Source organism: Cupriavidus sp. 01L45 (assembly GCF_056399885.1).
The window spans coordinates 32,109-47,640 of sequence record NZ_JBFTSG010000026.1; the positions used below are offsets into that span (position 1 = coordinate 32,109).

12 protein-coding genes are annotated in these 15,532 nt (G+C 67.3%); 7 read left to right on the forward strand and 5 right to left on the reverse strand.

The window, feature by feature from the left end:
* The first annotated feature begins 110 nt into the window (after window positions 1–110).
* The 3 genes from AC1DT6_RS18825 to AC1DT6_RS18835 all read left to right on the forward strand — a co-directional run bounded on the left by AC1DT6_RS18825 (window position 111) and on the right by AC1DT6_RS18835 (window position 3,749).
* Window positions 111–1,490, forward strand: a complete 1,380-nt coding sequence (locus AC1DT6_RS18825) for an amino acid permease (RefSeq protein WP_441632378.1) — start codon at window positions 111–113, stop codon at window positions 1,488–1,490.
* A 108-nt stretch (window positions 1,491–1,598) separates the two neighbouring features.
* Window positions 1,599–2,567, forward strand: a complete 969-nt coding sequence (locus AC1DT6_RS18830; protein WP_441632380.1) for a ferritin-like domain-containing protein — start codon at window positions 1,599–1,601, stop codon at window positions 2,565–2,567.
* Between the two features lie 42 nt (window positions 2,568–2,609).
* Window positions 2,610–3,749, forward strand: coding sequence for a glycosyltransferase (locus AC1DT6_RS18835; protein ID WP_441632381.1), 1,140 nt, complete (start codon window positions 2,610–2,612; stop codon window positions 3,747–3,749).
* Between the two features lie 47 nt (window positions 3,750–3,796).
* Here the strand turns inward: AC1DT6_RS18835 and hpnA are convergent, their stop codons facing one another.
* Window positions 3,797–4,798, reverse strand: coding sequence for a hopanoid-associated sugar epimerase (hpnA, locus tag AC1DT6_RS18840; protein WP_276285979.1), 1,002 nt, complete (start codon window positions 4,796–4,798; stop codon window positions 3,797–3,799).
* A gap of 158 nt (window positions 4,799–4,956) precedes the next feature.
* Between hpnA and ispH the strand changes: the two genes are divergently transcribed.
* A complete protein-coding gene (gene ispH, locus AC1DT6_RS18845; RefSeq protein WP_441632383.1) occupies window positions 4,957–5,958 on the forward strand; it encodes a 4-hydroxy-3-methylbut-2-enyl diphosphate reductase in 1,002 nt (333 codons plus the stop codon).
* Window positions 5,959–5,989: 31 nt separating this feature from the next.
* Entirely contained in the window at window positions 5,990–7,159 is a 1,170-nt protein-coding gene (hpnH, locus tag AC1DT6_RS18850) for an adenosyl-hopene transferase HpnH (protein ID WP_441632385.1), read from the forward strand.
* 99 nt (window positions 7,160–7,258) lie between these two features.
* Here hpnH and AC1DT6_RS18855 read toward each other — a convergent pair whose 3' ends face one another.
* The gene (locus tag AC1DT6_RS18855; RefSeq protein WP_441632387.1) at window positions 7,259–7,897 is read right to left on the reverse strand and encodes an MlaC/ttg2D family ABC transporter substrate-binding protein; all 639 of its coding nucleotides are present in this window, start codon (window positions 7,895–7,897) and stop codon (window positions 7,259–7,261) included.
* Window positions 7,898–8,208: 311 nt separating this feature from the next.
* Here AC1DT6_RS18855 and hpnN point away from each other — a divergent pair, with 311 nt between their 5' ends.
* Window positions 8,209–10,875: a hopanoid transporter HpnN gene (gene hpnN, locus AC1DT6_RS18860; RefSeq protein ID WP_441632389.1), complete on the forward strand. Its 2,667-nt coding sequence runs from the start codon at window positions 8,209–8,211 to the stop codon at window positions 10,873–10,875.
* A gap of 17 nt (window positions 10,876–10,892) precedes the next feature.
* A complete protein-coding gene (locus AC1DT6_RS18865) occupies window positions 10,893–11,690 on the forward strand; it encodes an MlaA family lipoprotein (protein ID WP_477102210.1) in 798 nt (265 codons plus the stop codon).
* Between the two features lie 55 nt (window positions 11,691–11,745).
* On the opposite strand, the gene AC1DT6_RS18870 is transcribed toward AC1DT6_RS18865, so the two are convergent.
* Genes AC1DT6_RS18870 through hpnD form a run of 3 tightly spaced genes read right to left on the reverse strand, consistent with a single transcriptional unit; the run spans window position 11,746 to window position 15,375 of the window.
* Entirely contained in the window at window positions 11,746–12,423 is a 678-nt protein-coding gene (locus AC1DT6_RS18870; RefSeq protein WP_441632424.1) for a phosphorylase, read from the reverse strand.
* A 32-nt stretch (window positions 12,424–12,455) separates the two neighbouring features.
* Window positions 12,456–14,471 (reverse strand): squalene--hopene cyclase, encoded by a 2,016-nt coding sequence (gene shc, locus AC1DT6_RS18875; protein WP_441632391.1) that lies wholly within the window; start codon window positions 14,469–14,471, stop codon window positions 12,456–12,458.
* A 55-nt stretch (window positions 14,472–14,526) separates the two neighbouring features.
* Entirely contained in the window at window positions 14,527–15,375 is an 849-nt protein-coding gene (hpnD, locus tag AC1DT6_RS18880) for a presqualene diphosphate synthase HpnD (RefSeq protein ID WP_441632393.1), read from the reverse strand.
* Between the last annotated feature and the right edge of the window lie 157 nt (window positions 15,376–15,532).

Sequence of the window (15,532 nt, forward strand, 5' to 3'; positions counted from 1 at the left end):
CGCCGGCCTTGTCCGCACCATCTGCGCGACTTGTCCACGGAAGCCAGGAGGCGCAACCGGACCGCTCCCAAAAGGGGCGATTCCGGACAATTACCGATCGGAGACAAGAGATGAGTGAAAACGGAGAAGCGCTGCACCGCGGCCTTGGCGAACGCCAGATCCGGCTGATGGCGCTGGGCTCGGCCATTGGCGTGGGCCTGTTCCTGGGCTCGGCGAGCGCCATCAAGATGGCCGGGCCGGCCATCATGCTGGCCTATATCATCGGCGGCGCCATGATCTTCCTGATCATGCGCGCGCTCGGCGAAATGGCCGTGCACAACCCGGTGGCAGGTTCCTTCTGCCGCTACGCGCAGGACTATATGGGGCCGCTGGCCGGCTACCTGACGGGCTGGAACTACTGGTTCCTGTGGCTGGTGACCTGCATCGCCGAAATCACCGCTGTCGCCATCTACATGGGCATCTGGTTCCCCGACGTGCCCCGCTGGATCTGGGCGCTGGCGGCGCTGGCCGCGATGGGCTCGGTCAACCTGCTGGCGGTCAAGGCCTACGGCGAATTCGAGTTCTGGTTCGCCATGATCAAGATCGTCACCATCGTGCTGATGCTGATCGGCGGCACCGGCATGATCGTGGCTGGCTTTGGCAATGGCGGCGTGGCGATCGGCATTTCCAACCTGTGGACCCATGGCGGCTTCATGCCGAACGGCGCTTCCGGCGTGCTGATGTCGCTGCAGATGGTGATGTTCGCCTACCTCGGCGTGGAGATGATCGGCCTGACCGCCGGTGAGGCGAAAAACCCGCGGAAATCGATCCCAGGCGCCATCAACTCGGTGTTTTGGCGCATCCTGATCTTCTACGTGGGCGCGCTGTTCGTGATCCTCGCCATCTACCCCTGGAACGAAATCGGCACGCAGGGCAGCCCCTTCGTGATGACGTTCGAACGCCTCGGCATCAAGACCGCCGCCGGCATCATCAACTTCGTGGTGCTGACCGCCGCGCTGTCCTCCTGCAACGGCGGCATCTTCAGCACGGGCCGCATGCTCTACAACCTGGCACAGCAAGGCCAGGCGCCGCGCGCCTTTGCCGTGACGGACCGCAACGGCGTGCCGCGCCGCGCCCTGCTCGTTTCGATTGCCGCATTGTTGTGCGGCGTGCTGCTGAACTACCTGGTCCCCGAGAAGGTGTTCGTCTGGGTCACCTCGATCTCCACCTTCGGCGCCATCTGGACCTGGGCCGTGATCCTGGTCACGCAGATGAACTTCCGCCGCGGCCTGTCCTCGGCGGAACGCAGCAAGCTCGCCTTCCGCATGCCGTTCTGGCCCTATGGCTCCTGGGTGGCGCTGGCCTTCCTGGGGCTGGTGGTCGCGCTGATGGCGTACTTCCCGGATACGCGCATCGCGCTGTACGTGGGCCCGGCCTGGCTGATCCTGCTGACCTTGCTGTATTACCGGCTGGGCATGCAGTCCCGTTCGCCGGTGCAGTACCAGGGCTAGGGCCAGCCCTGTCCCCGCCCGCCGCGCCGTGATGCTTGTCCGGCACGCGCGGGCGCGTCGGCCAAGCTAGAATGACCCCCAAACCATCCACAGCCAGGGGGGAGCGGGATGTCAGACGCACTTGCGGCGCCCAGCAGATCCGAAAAGCCGAGCGCCGAAGCGCGCGCAACCGCCGTCGCAGCGACCATCGCGAAGGCCGCGATCGACCAGGCCGACCATGCCATGCGCAACTGGACCGATCCCGAACCCGGGCCGGTCCGCATTGGCTCGCCCCGGCACTTGCGCATGTTCTGCAACATGCTGCTGCAAACCCACAACCCCTATAAACCGGCCGTCATCGACTGGCCGAGCCTCGACCCCGACGCCTTGCACCGGGTGACGTCCCTGCCGATCTGGGATATCGCGGTGCAGACCGAGGGACGCGCGTCCATCCGTGTGCAGTCCTTCGCCAATACCGTGGCCGAGCCGCTGCTGCGCAGCGCGCTTGAGATGGACGGCGCAGAGGAGGCGCGGCACAAGGTGGTGCTATCGAAACTGGTCGAGGCATATGGCATCGCGCTGGCGCCTGAACCCGAGTACCTGCCCCCCGCCGACGCCGAATGGGGCTGGCTGGTGACCGGCTACAGCGAGTGTATCGACAGCTTTGCCGCGTTCGGACTGTTCGCCGCGGCCAGGCGCTCGGGCTTCTTTCCCGCCGAACTGGTCGAAACCTTCGAACCCGTCATCCAGGAGGAAGGCCGGCACATCCTGTTTTTCGTCAACTGGGCCGCCTGGTACCGCCGCAGCCTGCCCTGGTGGCGGCGCCCCCTGTACGCGCTCAAGGTGATGCGGGTGTGGGCTTTCCTGATCTGGGAGCGCGTTGGCATTGCGCGCGGCATCGATGCCGATGGCATGGCCAAGGACGCCAATTTCCCGATGAACAGTACGGCAGCGATCGCCGAGACCTTGTCCGCGCGCGAGATGATCGATCTTTGCCTGGCCGAGAACGAACGCCGCATGGCGGGTTACGATCCGCGCCTGTTGCGGCCGGAGACCGTTCCCAAGCTGGCCCGGCTTGCCCGCCGCTTTCTGCGCTGAGCGCACCTTGACCCACCTGAAGCTGTTCTGGAGCCTTTTGAGATGTTCCTGTTGTCCCTGATCCCCCTCGCCATCTGGTGCGTGCTGCTGGCTGGCCGCGCCGGCTTCTGGCGGGTGCGCAAGCCCGGCCCCGCGCCCGCCCCGGCGCAATGGCCGGAAGTGGTCGCCATCATCCCGGCACGCAACGAGGCGGCCGTCATCGGCGGCGCGGTGACCAGCGTGCTGGGTCAGTCCTATCCCGCGCCCCTGCGGCTGATGGTGGTGGACGACCATAGCACCGACGGTACCGCCGACATTGCACGCAGCGCCGCGGCTGCGCTGGGCAAGGCGGAATCGCTTGCGGTGATCACGGCGCGCGAGCTGCCACCCGGCTGGAGCGGCAAGGTTTGGGCGCAGTCGGAAGGCCTGGAAGCCGCTGACAGGCTGGCTCCCGCGGCCACCTGGGTGTGGCTGACGGATGCCGACATCCATCACGGCCACGGTGTGCTGGCGCAGCAGGTGGCGCGCGCGGAATGCGAGCAGCGGGACCTGGTTTCATTGATGGTGCGGCTGCGCTGCGCATCCTGGTGGGAGCGCATGATCGTCCCGGCCTTTGTGTTCTTTTTTGCCAAGCTCTACCCGTTCGCGCGCGTCAACAACCCGCGCAGCGGCGTGGCCGCGGCCGCCGGCGGCTGCATGCTGGCGCGGCGCAGCGCGCTGGCCCGCATCGGCGGATTTGCCGCGATCCGCGGAGAACTGATCGACGACTGCAGCCTGGCAGCCTGTATCAAGCAAGGCGGCTCGATCCGCCTGGACCTCGCCGACGACAGCATCTCGGCGCGCCCCTACGATGACTGGCGCAGCCTGTGGGATATGATCGCGCGCAGCGCCTACACCCAGCTGCGCTACTCGCCGCTGTTGCTGGCCGGCGCCGTGGCTGGCATGGTGCTGACCTACCTGGCGCCACCCCTGCTGGCGCTTGGCGGCGGCCTGCGGCTATGGCCGGCATGGGCGGCCTGGCTGGCCATGACGCTGGCCTACATGCCCATGCTGCGCGAATACCGCCAGCCCCTGTGGCTGGCGCCGCTGCTGCCGCTGACGGCCTTGTTCTACCTTGGCGCCACCATCGATTCCGCGCGCCGCTACTGGCTGCGCAAGGGCGGGCAGTGGAAAGGCCGTGCGCAAGCGCCGCAGCGCGGCTGACGGCAGCGGGCCGGAGGCTGGCAGCGCGCCTGCGCCGCCAGCCAGTTTCAGCGCAGGTAGCCGGCGGTACGGAACCAGTCGAGCGCCTCGCCCAGGCCTTGCTGGTAGGGCCGTGCCTGGTAGCCAAGCACCTGGCGGGCTTTTTCCGAACTGAAGAACATCCGGTATTTCGACATCGACAGGCCATCGGCCGTCAGGAAGGGCTCTTTGCCCGTCATGCGCGCCACCGCCTCCGCCGCGAAAGCGAGCGGGTAAAGCGGCCAGCGCGGCAGGCTGATGGTGGGCGGGCGCCGCCCGGTCATGGCGGCAATGTCGGCCAGCATCTGCTGCAGGGAGACGTCCTGCCCGCCAAGAATATACCGCTCGCCGGTCACGCCGCGCTCCAGCGCCAGCATATGCCCGGCCGCCACGTCGTCCACATGCACCAGATTGAGGCCAGTATCGACAAAGGCGGGGATCTTGCCGCTGGCGGCTTCGACAATGATGCGGCCGGTAGGCGTCGGCCGCACGTCGCGCGGGCCGATCGGCGTGGAGGGATTGACGATCACCGCCTCGAGGCCGTCGCGGGCCACCATGCGCTCCACCACGCGCTCGGCCAGCACCTTGCTGCGCTTGTAGGCACCGATCGCCTCATGGTCGCCCATGGCGGCGTCTTCTGCCACCGGCGCCGTGGCGCCCGCTACCCGCAACGTCGCCACGCTGCTTGTGTACACCACGCGTTCCACGCCGCAGGCGAGTGCCGCGCCCATCACGGTTTCGGTCCCGGCCACATTGGTGCGTACGATTTCCTCGGGATCCGGAGCCCACAGGCGGTAATCCGCCGCCACATGAAACAGATAGCGCACGCCTTTCAACGCACTTTCCATGGCGCGTGCATCGCGCATATCGCCCTCGGCGATCTCAACCGGCAGGTCCTCCAGGTTGCGGCGCGGGCTGCCCGCGCGTACCATCGCGCGCACCCGGAACCCGCGCTCCAGCGCCTGCCGCGCTACCGCCGAACCGAGAAAACCCGATGCGCCCGTTACCAGGACATAGTCTCCTGACGTCATGTTCCCCACAGGAATAACCCTCAAAGTGTTGCAGGCGTTTGCCAGGTGCCAGACAAAGGTTGCGGCACGGGTATATAGTAACCACCGTATGACGGGAAAGTGATTCCGGAATATCAACTAATGCTGAACCCGTTGACTGGGTCGGGGGGCCTATTTTTATGCAGGTGATTCTTGCTCAACCCCGCGGTTTTTGTGCCGGCGTGGTGCGCGCGATCGAGATTGTAGATCGTGCCCTACTCAAGCATGGAGCCCCGGTGTTCGTGCGACACGAAATCGTGCACAACAAGCACGTGGTGGAAGGGCTAAGGCAAAAGGGTGCGCGCTTCGTGGAAGAACTGCATGAAGTGCCGACCGGCGCCGTCACGATTTTCAGCGCGCATGGCGTCTCCAAGGACGTCGAGAGCGATGCGCGGACCCGCCAGTTGCACTCGATCGACGCGACCTGCCCGCTCGTGATCAAGGTACATACGCAGGGCCGGCAATATGCCGCCAGCGGCCGCACGGTGATCCTGATCGGCCATGCCGGCCATCCGGAGGTCGAAGGCACCATGGGACAGATCCCGGGCAAGGTCATCCTGGTGCAAAGCGAGGCGGAGGTCGCGCAACTCGACCTGCCCGCGGATACCCCCGTGGCCTACGTCACGCAGACCACGCTGAGCGTGGACGATACACGTAATATAATTGCCGCCCTGAGCCGGCGCTTTGCCAACCTGGTGGGGCCGGATACGCGCGATATCTGCTACGCCACGCAAAACCGGCAAAGCGCAGTCCGCGAGCTGTCCAAGCAGGTGGAGGTGATCCTTGTGATCGGCGCCACCAATAGCTCCAACTCCAACCGCTTGCGCGAGATCGGTACGGAAAGTGGCGTGCCGAGCTATCTGATTGCCGACGGCAGCGAGCTGAACCCCGAATGGGTGCGCGGCGTCGAAGTCGTGGGTATCACGGCAGGTGCGTCCGCGCCCGAGGAAATGGTCAAGGACGTGATCGCCGCGCTGCGCAGGCTCGGACCGGTGGAGGTGTCCACCATGGATGGCCGCGAGGAGCACGCCGAATTCCGCTTGCCCGCCGAGCTGGCCGATCCGTCGCCGCGCAGGCAGGCAGCCGGCACGGCCGCAACCGAGGCCGTGCCGCAGCCGGACCCGCAAACCGCCGCTGGCTGACCCCGGCCGCCCCATAACAAGGAAGTACATTTTGGCCATTCCCTTTTTGCAGGTTGCCCGCGTGGGCGCCTATGTCGTCAAGCAGCATCTCTCCGGCAACAAGCGCTATCCGCTGGCACTGATGCTGGAACCGCTGTTCCGCTGCAACCTGGCCTGTAACGGCTGCGGCAAGATCGACTATCCGGACCCCATCCTGAACCAGCGCCTGTCCATCGAGCAGTGCCTGGGCGCGGTCGACGAATGCGGCGCCCCGGTGGTCTCCATCGCCGGCGGCGAACCGCTGCTGCACAAGGACATGCCCACCATCGTCAAGGGCATCATTGCGCGCCGCAAGTTCGTCTACCTGTGCACCAATGCACTGCTGATGGAAAAGAAGCTGGACCAGTACGAGCCCAGCCCTTACTTCGTCTGGTCGGTGCACCTGGATGGCGACCGCGAGATGCATGACCGTTCGGTGAGCCAGGAAGGCGTGTACGACCGTTGCGTCGAGGCGATCGCCGCGGCCAAGAAGCGCGGCTTCCGCGTCAACATCAACTGCACGCTGTTCAACGATGCCGAGCCGGAAAAAGTGGCCCGCTTCTTCGACTCCGTGAAGGCCATGGGCGTGGACGGCATCACCGTATCGCCGGGCTATGCCTACGAGCGCGCGCCGGACCAGCAGCACTTCCTGAACCGCGGCAAGACCCGCCAGTTGTTCCGCGACATCCTGTCGCGCGGCCGTGCCGGCAAGAACTGGGCCTTCAGCCAGTCCACGCTGTTCCTGGACTTCCTGGCCGGCAACCAGACCTACAAGTGCACGCCCTGGGGCAATCCGGCGCGCACCGTGTTCGGCTGGCAGCGTCCGTGTTACCTGGTCGGCGAAGGCTATGTCGGCACCTTCAAGGAACTGATGGAAGGCACCGACTGGGACGCCTACGGCGTCGGCAACTACGAGAAGTGCGCCGACTGCATGGTCCACAGCGGCTTTGAAGCCACCGCGGTGGCCGACACCATCGCCCATCCGCTCAAGGCGCTGGGCGTTAGCCTGCGCGGCGTGCGCACCTCGGGCCCGATGGCGCCGGATATCGACCTGACCAAGCAACGCCCTGCCGACTACGTGTTCTCGAAGCACGTCGAGATCAAGCTTGAAGAGATCGGCCGCGCCAAGTCATCCAAGGCAGCCAACGACACCGCCGCCACACGGAAAGCCGCCACGCGCTGAAGCGCAGGCAATCCGGAATGCATAAAGGCTCGCACCCTGGGTACCGCGTGTACCGGGGGCGAGCCTTTTATCGTCCATGCCGGCGGTAACGCCGGGGGCTCAAGCGTCGGCGTTCTGGCGCGCGTTGTGGTTGGCCAGGTACTTGAGCAAGCCGTCGATGCCGTTACGCGCGACGATATCGGCGAACTGCCGGCGGTAGACCTCGATCAGCCAGGCGCCCATCATATTGATGTCGTAGATCTTCCAGCCGTTGCCGACGCGCTGCAGGCGGTAGTCGATCTGCATCTCGTCGCCGTTGTTGAGCACGCGCGTCTCGACCACCACATCGGTGGCGCCGCTGGCGGCCAGCGCGGGCTTGTAGCGGAACTTGACGTTCTGCTCGCGCAGTTGCGACAGCGAAACCGCGTAGCTGCGCACCAGCAGGGTCTGGAATTGCTCGTACAGTTGCTTTTGCTGCTCGGGCGTAGCATTGCGCCACGCGCTGCCGACCGCCAGCCGGGTGGTACGCTCGAAATCGGTGTAGGGCAGGAACTGGCGCTGCACTACTGCGGTAATCTTGCCCAGATCGCCGCCGCGGGTGTCGGGGCTGGACTGGATGGTGCCGATCACGCCTTCGACGGCGGCCCGCACCATGCGGTCCGGCGAAGACCTGTCGACCGTTTGCGCCTGTGCGGCGGAAACCATCGCCACCACGGCGAGCGGGGCCAGAGCCTGGAAAGCAATACCGTATTTCTTCATGCGAATTTGGACCTGAATATGCCAGTCGGTTCGCCGCCGGAAATGCCCGGCAGACTTGCCAAGGGAAACATGCCGCGCCGCGGGCTGCGAGACCGCAGCCCGGCTCGCGCGCGTGTGCCGGGGCAGTATAGCGTACCGAAGCCGGCGCTCGCCGCGCCGGCGGCAACCGCGCATTGCATGACGGCGCGGCCAAAGCGGCAGCGCTATGCCGCGTCCTGCCGTTATACTCGCGGCTGCCGCTTTGCGCGCTGCGCTGCGCTTTTTTTCGCGCCTCGTTGCGCGCCACACAGTTACTGTCCCCCTTATCGCCCATGTTGACGTCGTTGGTCATCCGCATCGTCCAGTTTTCTACCCGCCGCGCGTGGCCCGTGATCGCGCTGACGCTGCTGCTGACTGCCGCCAGCGGCGTCTATGTGGCAGGCCATTTCGCCATCAACACCGATATCAGCCGCCTGCTCCAGTCGGACCAGCCCTGGGCGCGCCGCGATGCCGCCGTGAGCGCCGCCTTTCCCCAGCGCGACCAGATGATCCTGGCCGTGGTGCAGGCGCCGGCCGCGGAACTGGCGGACGCCGCCGCCGACGAGCTGGCCAAGGCGCTGCGCCAGCAGGGCGAGCGCTTTCGCGCCGTCAGCCAGCCGGGCGGCGGGGAATTCTTCGAGCGTAACGGACTGCTCTTCGTCGAAACGGAAAAGCTGCGCGATACCACCACGCAACTGACCCAGGCACGTCCCCTGCTCAACGCCCTTGCGCATGACCCGACCCTGCGCGGCCTGTCCGATACGCTATCGACTACGCTGTCGTTGCCGCTGCAACTCGGGCAGGTCAAGCTGGGCGACATGGCCAAGCTGCTCGGCAGCAGCGCGCGCACGGTGGACCAGGTACTGGCAGGCAAGCCCGGAGCGCTGTCCTGGACCGGATTGGTCGACAGCAGCCTGCAACCTGCGCCCGGCGGCGTCGCCACGGCGTTCGTCGCGCTCAGCCCCGTGCTCGACTACGCCGGCCTGCAAGCCGGCGCGGATGCCGCCGGCGCTATTCGCGCCACGGCGGCCAAGCTCGGGCTGGCCCAGCGGTACGGCGCCACGGTGCGCCTGACCGGCTCGCAAGCGCTGGCGGATGACGAATTTGCCTCGGTCAAGGAAGGGGCCGCCTTCAATGGCGTGCTGACGTTGCTGGTGGTGATCCTGATCCTGTGGCTGGCATTGCGCTCCAAGCGGCTGATCCTGGCGGTACTGGCCAGCATGCTGGTGGGCCTGGTCATCACCGCCGCGCTCGGGCTGGCCATGGTCGGCGCGCTCAATATGATCTCCGTGGCCTTCGCCGTGCTGTTTGTCGGGCTTGGCGTGGATTTCGGCATTCAGTTCGGCGTGCGCTACCGCGCCGAGCGCCATGTGCATCCCGAAATCCCGGTAGCCCTGGCGAGTGCCGCCAAGGCGGTCGGCGTGCCACTGGCGCTTGCCGCCGCCGCTACCGCGGCTGCCTTCTTCTGCTTCCTGCCCACCGACTACCGCGGCGTGGCCGAGCTGGGCCAGATCGCAGGGGTGGGCATGCTGATCGCGTTCACCACCACCATCACGCTGCTGCCCGCGCTGATCACGGTATTCCGCCCGAAGGACGAAGCGGGACGGACCGAAGTGCCTGGCTTCAAGTGGCTGGCACCGGCCGATGTGTTCTTCGAGCGCTATCGCAAGCAAGTGCTGCTGGTCACCTGCGGCCTGATCCTGGCCGGCTCGCCCCTGCTGTTGCACCTGCGGTTCGACTTCGATCCGCTGCACCTCAAGGATCCGCACTCGGAATCGATGGCAACCCTGCTCTCGCTCAAGGATGCGCCCCAGGCCGGCACCGACAACGTCAACGTGCTGGCGCCCTCTCTTGCCGTGGCCGTCGCCGCCGCCAACCGCCTGGCAGCGTTGCCGGAGGTGTCGCGCGTCGTCACGCTGCAGACTTTCATACCCGACGACCAGCCAGCGCGGCTGGCCTTGATCGCCAAAGCATCGGCGAGCCTGATGCCGGTGCTGACGCAGACCGTGGCCACGCCTGCGGACGATGCGCGGCTCGTCAATTCGCTCAAGAACGCGGCGCGCCAGCTCACCCTCGCGGCGGAGGATCATCCCGGCCCGGGCGCCACCGAAGCCGCCCACCTGGCTACGGGGCTGCGCAAGCTTGCCGGCGCGGACGCCGCCACCCGCGCGCGCGCCGAACAGGCCATCGCCCTGCCGCTGCGCCTCGCGCTGGCCCGCCTGCAGCGGATGCTGTCGCCGCAGCCGATCAGCCGGGAGACCTTGCCGCCCGCCCTGGTACGCGACTGGGTCGCCCCCGACGGACAGGCCCTGGTCAGCGTGAGCCCGAAGCTCCCCCCGGCGGCCAAGCCGGGAGATGCGTCGAGCAGCAACAGCGATGCGCGCGACGCCGCGCTGACGCGCTTTATCGATGCCGTGCAGCGCGTCGAGCCCGCCGCGGTAGGTGGCCCGATCTCGATCCGGGGCTCCGCCGACACCATCATGACCGCCTTTGCCCAAGCCGGCATCTGGGCCGTGCTGTCGATCACGCTGCTGCTTTGGATCACGCTGCGCCGCGTGGGCGATGTGCTGCGCACGCTGGTGCCGCTGCTGGTGTCCGCGCTGGTCACGCTGGAACTTTGCGTGGTGTTCGGCATCCCGCTCAATTTCGCCAACGTGATTGCCCTGCCCCTGCTGTTTGGCATCGGCGTGGCCTTCAAGATCTACTACGTGCTCGCCTGGCGCGAGGGCAAGACACACTTGCTGCAGTCCCCGCTCACCCACGCCGTGCTCTTCAGCGCCGCCACCACGGCCGCCGCCTTCGGCAGCCTGTGGTTGTCCCAGCATCCAGGCACGGCCAGCATGGGCAAGCTGCTGGCGCTGGCGCTGGCATGCACGCTGGTCGGCGCCGTATTTTTCCAGCCGATCCTGATGGGACGTCCGCGCGAGCGGTCCGCGCCCGCTACCGGACCGGCCCATTGAAACGCCATCTCAACATGATGAACCGCCCCGTCCCTCGCTTCTCGCGCCTACTGTCGGCGCTTTCCCTGTCGCTACTGGCCACGGCATGCGCCACCGGCCCGCAAGCCAACCCGGACGACCCGCTGGAGCCGCTCAACCGCGCAGTCTTCAAGGTCAACGACAAGGCTGACGAGTACGTAGCAACGCCGCTGGCCAAGGGCTACCGTGCCGTCACGCCACAGCCGGTGCGCACCGCTGTCACCAATTTCTACTCGAACCTGGCCGACGTCGGCAACACAGTCAACAACCTGCTGCAAGGCAAGGGCGTGGACGCGGCGGAAAGCTTCATGCGCGTCGCCATGAATTCGGTACTCGGGGTCGGCGGCCTGATCGATATCGCTACGCCAGCCGGCCTGAGCAAGCACTCCACCGACTTCGGGCTGACGATGGGCGTGTGGGGCGTGCCCGCCGGCCCGTACCTGGTGCTGCCGCTGTTCGGTCCCAGTTCGATCCGCGACGGGGTGGGCCTGTATGTGAACTTCCAGCTGTCGCCTACCACGTGGGTCGAAAAGGACGTGCAGTGGGCGCTGTGGGGCGTGGGTTTCCTCGATGCACGTACCAATGCACTGGCCGCGACCGATCTGTTGTCGCTGGCGGCACTGGATAAATACAGTTTCGTGCGGGATGGGTACCGGCAGCGCCGGCAGTACCTGATCCAGGGTGGTGGCGGGAAGCTGCCGGATTACGAGGATACGGATGCGCCCGCCGAAGGAGCGGCGCCCGCGCCGGCCGGCGGGGAAGAGAAAAAGCCTGAAGCGGAAGGGACGAAGCCTTAAGCTTTTGCTGCCCGGTCTTCGATCCGGCCGCCCGGGTCAAAGGCCGGGCGGCGGCTCACCCTAAACCAAACCCCGCCCCCACCCGGCCCCGCGCCACCTCCAGCGCCAACCTCGCCAGCCTGGCATCCCGACCCAGCCGGATCAGGTCCGGCACCTGCCCCGGCCCCGCCAGCAGCGCCTTGAGCAACGCCAGGATATCGGTGCCGCCATCGGGCCCCATCCCCGCCACCGCGGCGGGCGGCACATCCCGTTGCGCGGGATCGATCACGACCCGGCAGGCGGCAAACGGCACCCCGAATTCCTGGGCGATCCGCGCCGCGATATGAGACTCCATATCGACCGCCAGCGCCCCCGTGGCAGCGTGCAATGCCGTCTTGGCAGCCACCGAGGTCACCGCCTGGTCTGAGCCCGCCAGCGTCCCGGCAACGGCTTCCGGCAACGCAAGGGACAGTGCGCGAGACCAGCTTGCATCGACCGGCCGCGACGTATCGCCGTCGTGTACTGCGGTGGCGACAATCACCTTGCCAGGCGCAAGCGCGGGATCTAGCCCGCCCGCCACGCCAAAGCTGATCACGCCCGCGCAGGGATGCGCCAGGCGTTGCCGCAAGCCTTGCGCCAAGGCTTCGGCGCGTAGGCCGTGCAGGGTTTCAATGCCGGGGCCCGCGGCAATGCGGGCCTCGAAGCGCATGCCGGTCACCACCAGCGTGGGACCGGCGGCCTGCCGTTGCGGCAGGCGCGCGGACAAACCGGGCGAAGCTGGCGCGCTCACATCCCCCACGCCACTGCCCGCGTGCCGTCGCGGCGCAGGTTGCGGTAGCGCGCCACGGCCCAGAGCGGGAAGAAGCGGGCATAACCGTGGTAGCGCAGGTAGAACACGCGCGGGAAGCCCACCGCGGTGAAGCGTGCCTCGTTCCACAGGCCATCGGCCTGCTGCGTGCGCACCAGGTAATCGATCCCCCGCGCCACGGCGGGATGATCGACCTCGCCCGCCGCCATCAGGCCCAGCAAGGCCCATGCGGTTTGCGAAGGGACGCTGGGCGCGGGCTCATAGCCCTGGTAGTCGAGGCGGTAACTGCTGCCATCCTCGCCCCAGCCGCCGTCGGCGTTCTGGATCGACACCAGCCACGCTGCCGCGCGGCGCATCTCCGGGGCCTCCGGTGGCAGGCCGGCAGCGTTCAGCGCGCACAGCGCGCTCCAGGTGCCGTAGATGTAGTTCATGCCCCAGCGGCCGTACCAGCTGCCGTCGGCCATCTGCTCGTCGAGCAGGTAGCGCAGCGCGCGCTTGAACGCCGGACTGCTCGCCGAGTTTTCACCCAGTTGCGCGAGCATCGACAGGCAGCGCGCCGAGACGTCGGCGGTGGGCGGATCGAGCAAGGCGCCGTGGTCGGCGAACGGAATATTGTTCAGGAATTCATGCGTGTTCTCGGGCTCGAAAGCGCCCCAGCCGCCGTTGCCGCTCTGCATGCCGGCCACCCACTCGCGCGCGCGGCTAACCGCTTCGTCATAGCGCGCGCGATGGCTCGCCGGGGCGACGGCCGGCGCCGCCGCGCCGGAACGCGCCGCGCGGTCCATGGCCATGGCCACCACGGCGGTATCGTCCACGTCCGGGTAGTGCGGATTGGCGTACTGGAAGGCCCAGCCGCCGGGACGCACGTCGGGACGCCGCACAATCCAGTCRCCGCGCACGTCCAGCACCTGCAGGGGGCGCAGCCATTGCAGGCCGCGCTCGGCCGCCGCCTCGGCGCGCGGGCCGCCGACCTCCAGCAAGGCGTGGCTGGCCAGCGAGGTATCCCAGACCGGCGACAGGCACGGCTGGCAATAGGCTTCGTCGCCATGCACGACCAGCAGCTTTTCGATGGAAGCGCGCGCCACCGCCACGTCCGGATCGGTACGCGGTACGCCCAGCACGTCGAACATCATGACGGCGTTCGCCATGGCCGGGAAGATGGCGCCCAGGCCGTCCTCGCCGTTCAGGCGTTCGCGCACGAATTTCTCGGCACGGGCAATGGCACGCTTGCGCAGGCTGCGGGGGAACAACGGCTCCGCCACGCGCAGGCCAGCATCCAGCGCGCTGAACACGGTGAACCAGACCCGGTTCTGATGCGGCGCCCTCGGGGCCAGGCGGGCCGCCTGGCAAGGACGGATAAACAATTCGTCGATGCCCACGCCACGCGGGTTCCTGGCCTGGGGGCGCAGGCTGTTGAGCACCAGCAGCGGCACGATCACGGTGCGGGCCCAGTACGCGACCTTGGACAAATGGAACGGGAACCAGAGCGGCAGCAGCATGATCTCGACCGGCATCATCGGCACCGCTTGCCACGGCATCACGCCGTACAGCGCCAGCAGCGTGCGGGTGAAGACGTTGCTGGCCTCGGCGCCGCCCTGGGCGTGGATGGACGCGCGGGCGCGGCGCATAGGCTCGGATTCGGTATCGTCGCCAATCATCTTGAGGGCGAAATACGCTTTCACGCTGGCGCTGATGTCCGAGCGGCCCTGATGGAACAGCGGCCAGCCGCCGTCGGCATTCTGGATGCGGCGCAGGTAGCGCGCGATACGCGCTTCCAGCACGGCATCCGGGGTCTCGCCCAGGTAGTGCACCAGCAGTACGTATTCCGCCGGGATCGTGGCGTCGGCCTCCAGCTCGAATACCCAGTGGCCGTCCGGCCGCTGGGTCGCCAGCAAAGCGTCAAGCGCACGGTCGAGCGTGCCTTGCAGCTCGTGATGCTCCGGCGCACCCTGCACGGCCGTGGCCGGCGTGGGGGATAGTGCTACTTGGCTCATCGGTCTCGATGTCCTCTTTTCAACAACGCAATCAGCAATACCTCGCGGGATCGCCTCAGATGAGGCCATGCCGGAGCAGAATCCAGAACAGCCGCGCCCGCGGCACGCGAACGCGCGCGCGCGGATTGGCCCAGCCGCGGGCCAGCAAACGCTGCAGGACTACGTGGTAGACCTCGCCCATGATGCGCGGCGAGCGCACGATCCGGCGAGGACAACCCGCCATGATAGCGAAAGCCTGCGCATAGTACGCCTGAGCCTGCTGCGCCACTTCCGCGCAGGCACGGCCGATGGCGGGATGGCCGACGATAGCTTGCGGCGCGCCGAGYGGCACGCCGGCGGCCGCCAGCGCTTCGGCCGGCAGGTAGACGCGGCCGAGCCCGGCGTCTTCGTCGATATCGCGCAGGATATTGGTGAGCTGCAGCGCGCGGCCGAGGTGATGCGCCAGCGCCACGCCGGTGTCGTGCTCCATGCCGAACACGCGCACTGCGAGCCGCCCTACCGCGCTCGCCACGCGGTCGCAGTACAGGTCAAGGGTAGCGTTGTCCGGTGCGCGGATATCGGCCAGGACGTCCATCGCCATGCCATCGACGACGGCGAGGAAGTCTTCCTGCAGCAATCCGAAGCGCTGGATCTGGGTGGCCAGGCCACGCAGCGCGGCCGGCGGCGCACCGGCATAGCACGCGGCGAGATCCGCGCGCCACGCATCCAGGCCGGCGAGGCGCGCGGCGCGCGGGCCGTCGCCATCGGCGATATCGTCCACGGCGCGGCAAAAGCCATAGATCTCGAACATCGCCTCGCGTTGCGCGGGGGGCAGGATCTTGAGGGCGGTATGGAATGAGCTGCCGGACGAGACGGCATTGCCCGCTGGCGGGACGGTTTGCACTGCGATTTCTGTTCCGGCCACGTAACTCCTCGTCACGCGTTGAACCGCCGTGCTGCTGTGCTGCCTCGCCCTGGCTAGTCGCCGCGGCCAGGCACGCAGCACAAGGCGGCATGTGTTTGGGGTAGTGGGCAATTATACCAAGTCCCGCCATGGGCGCGGCCGGCAGCCGAAGGTGGGT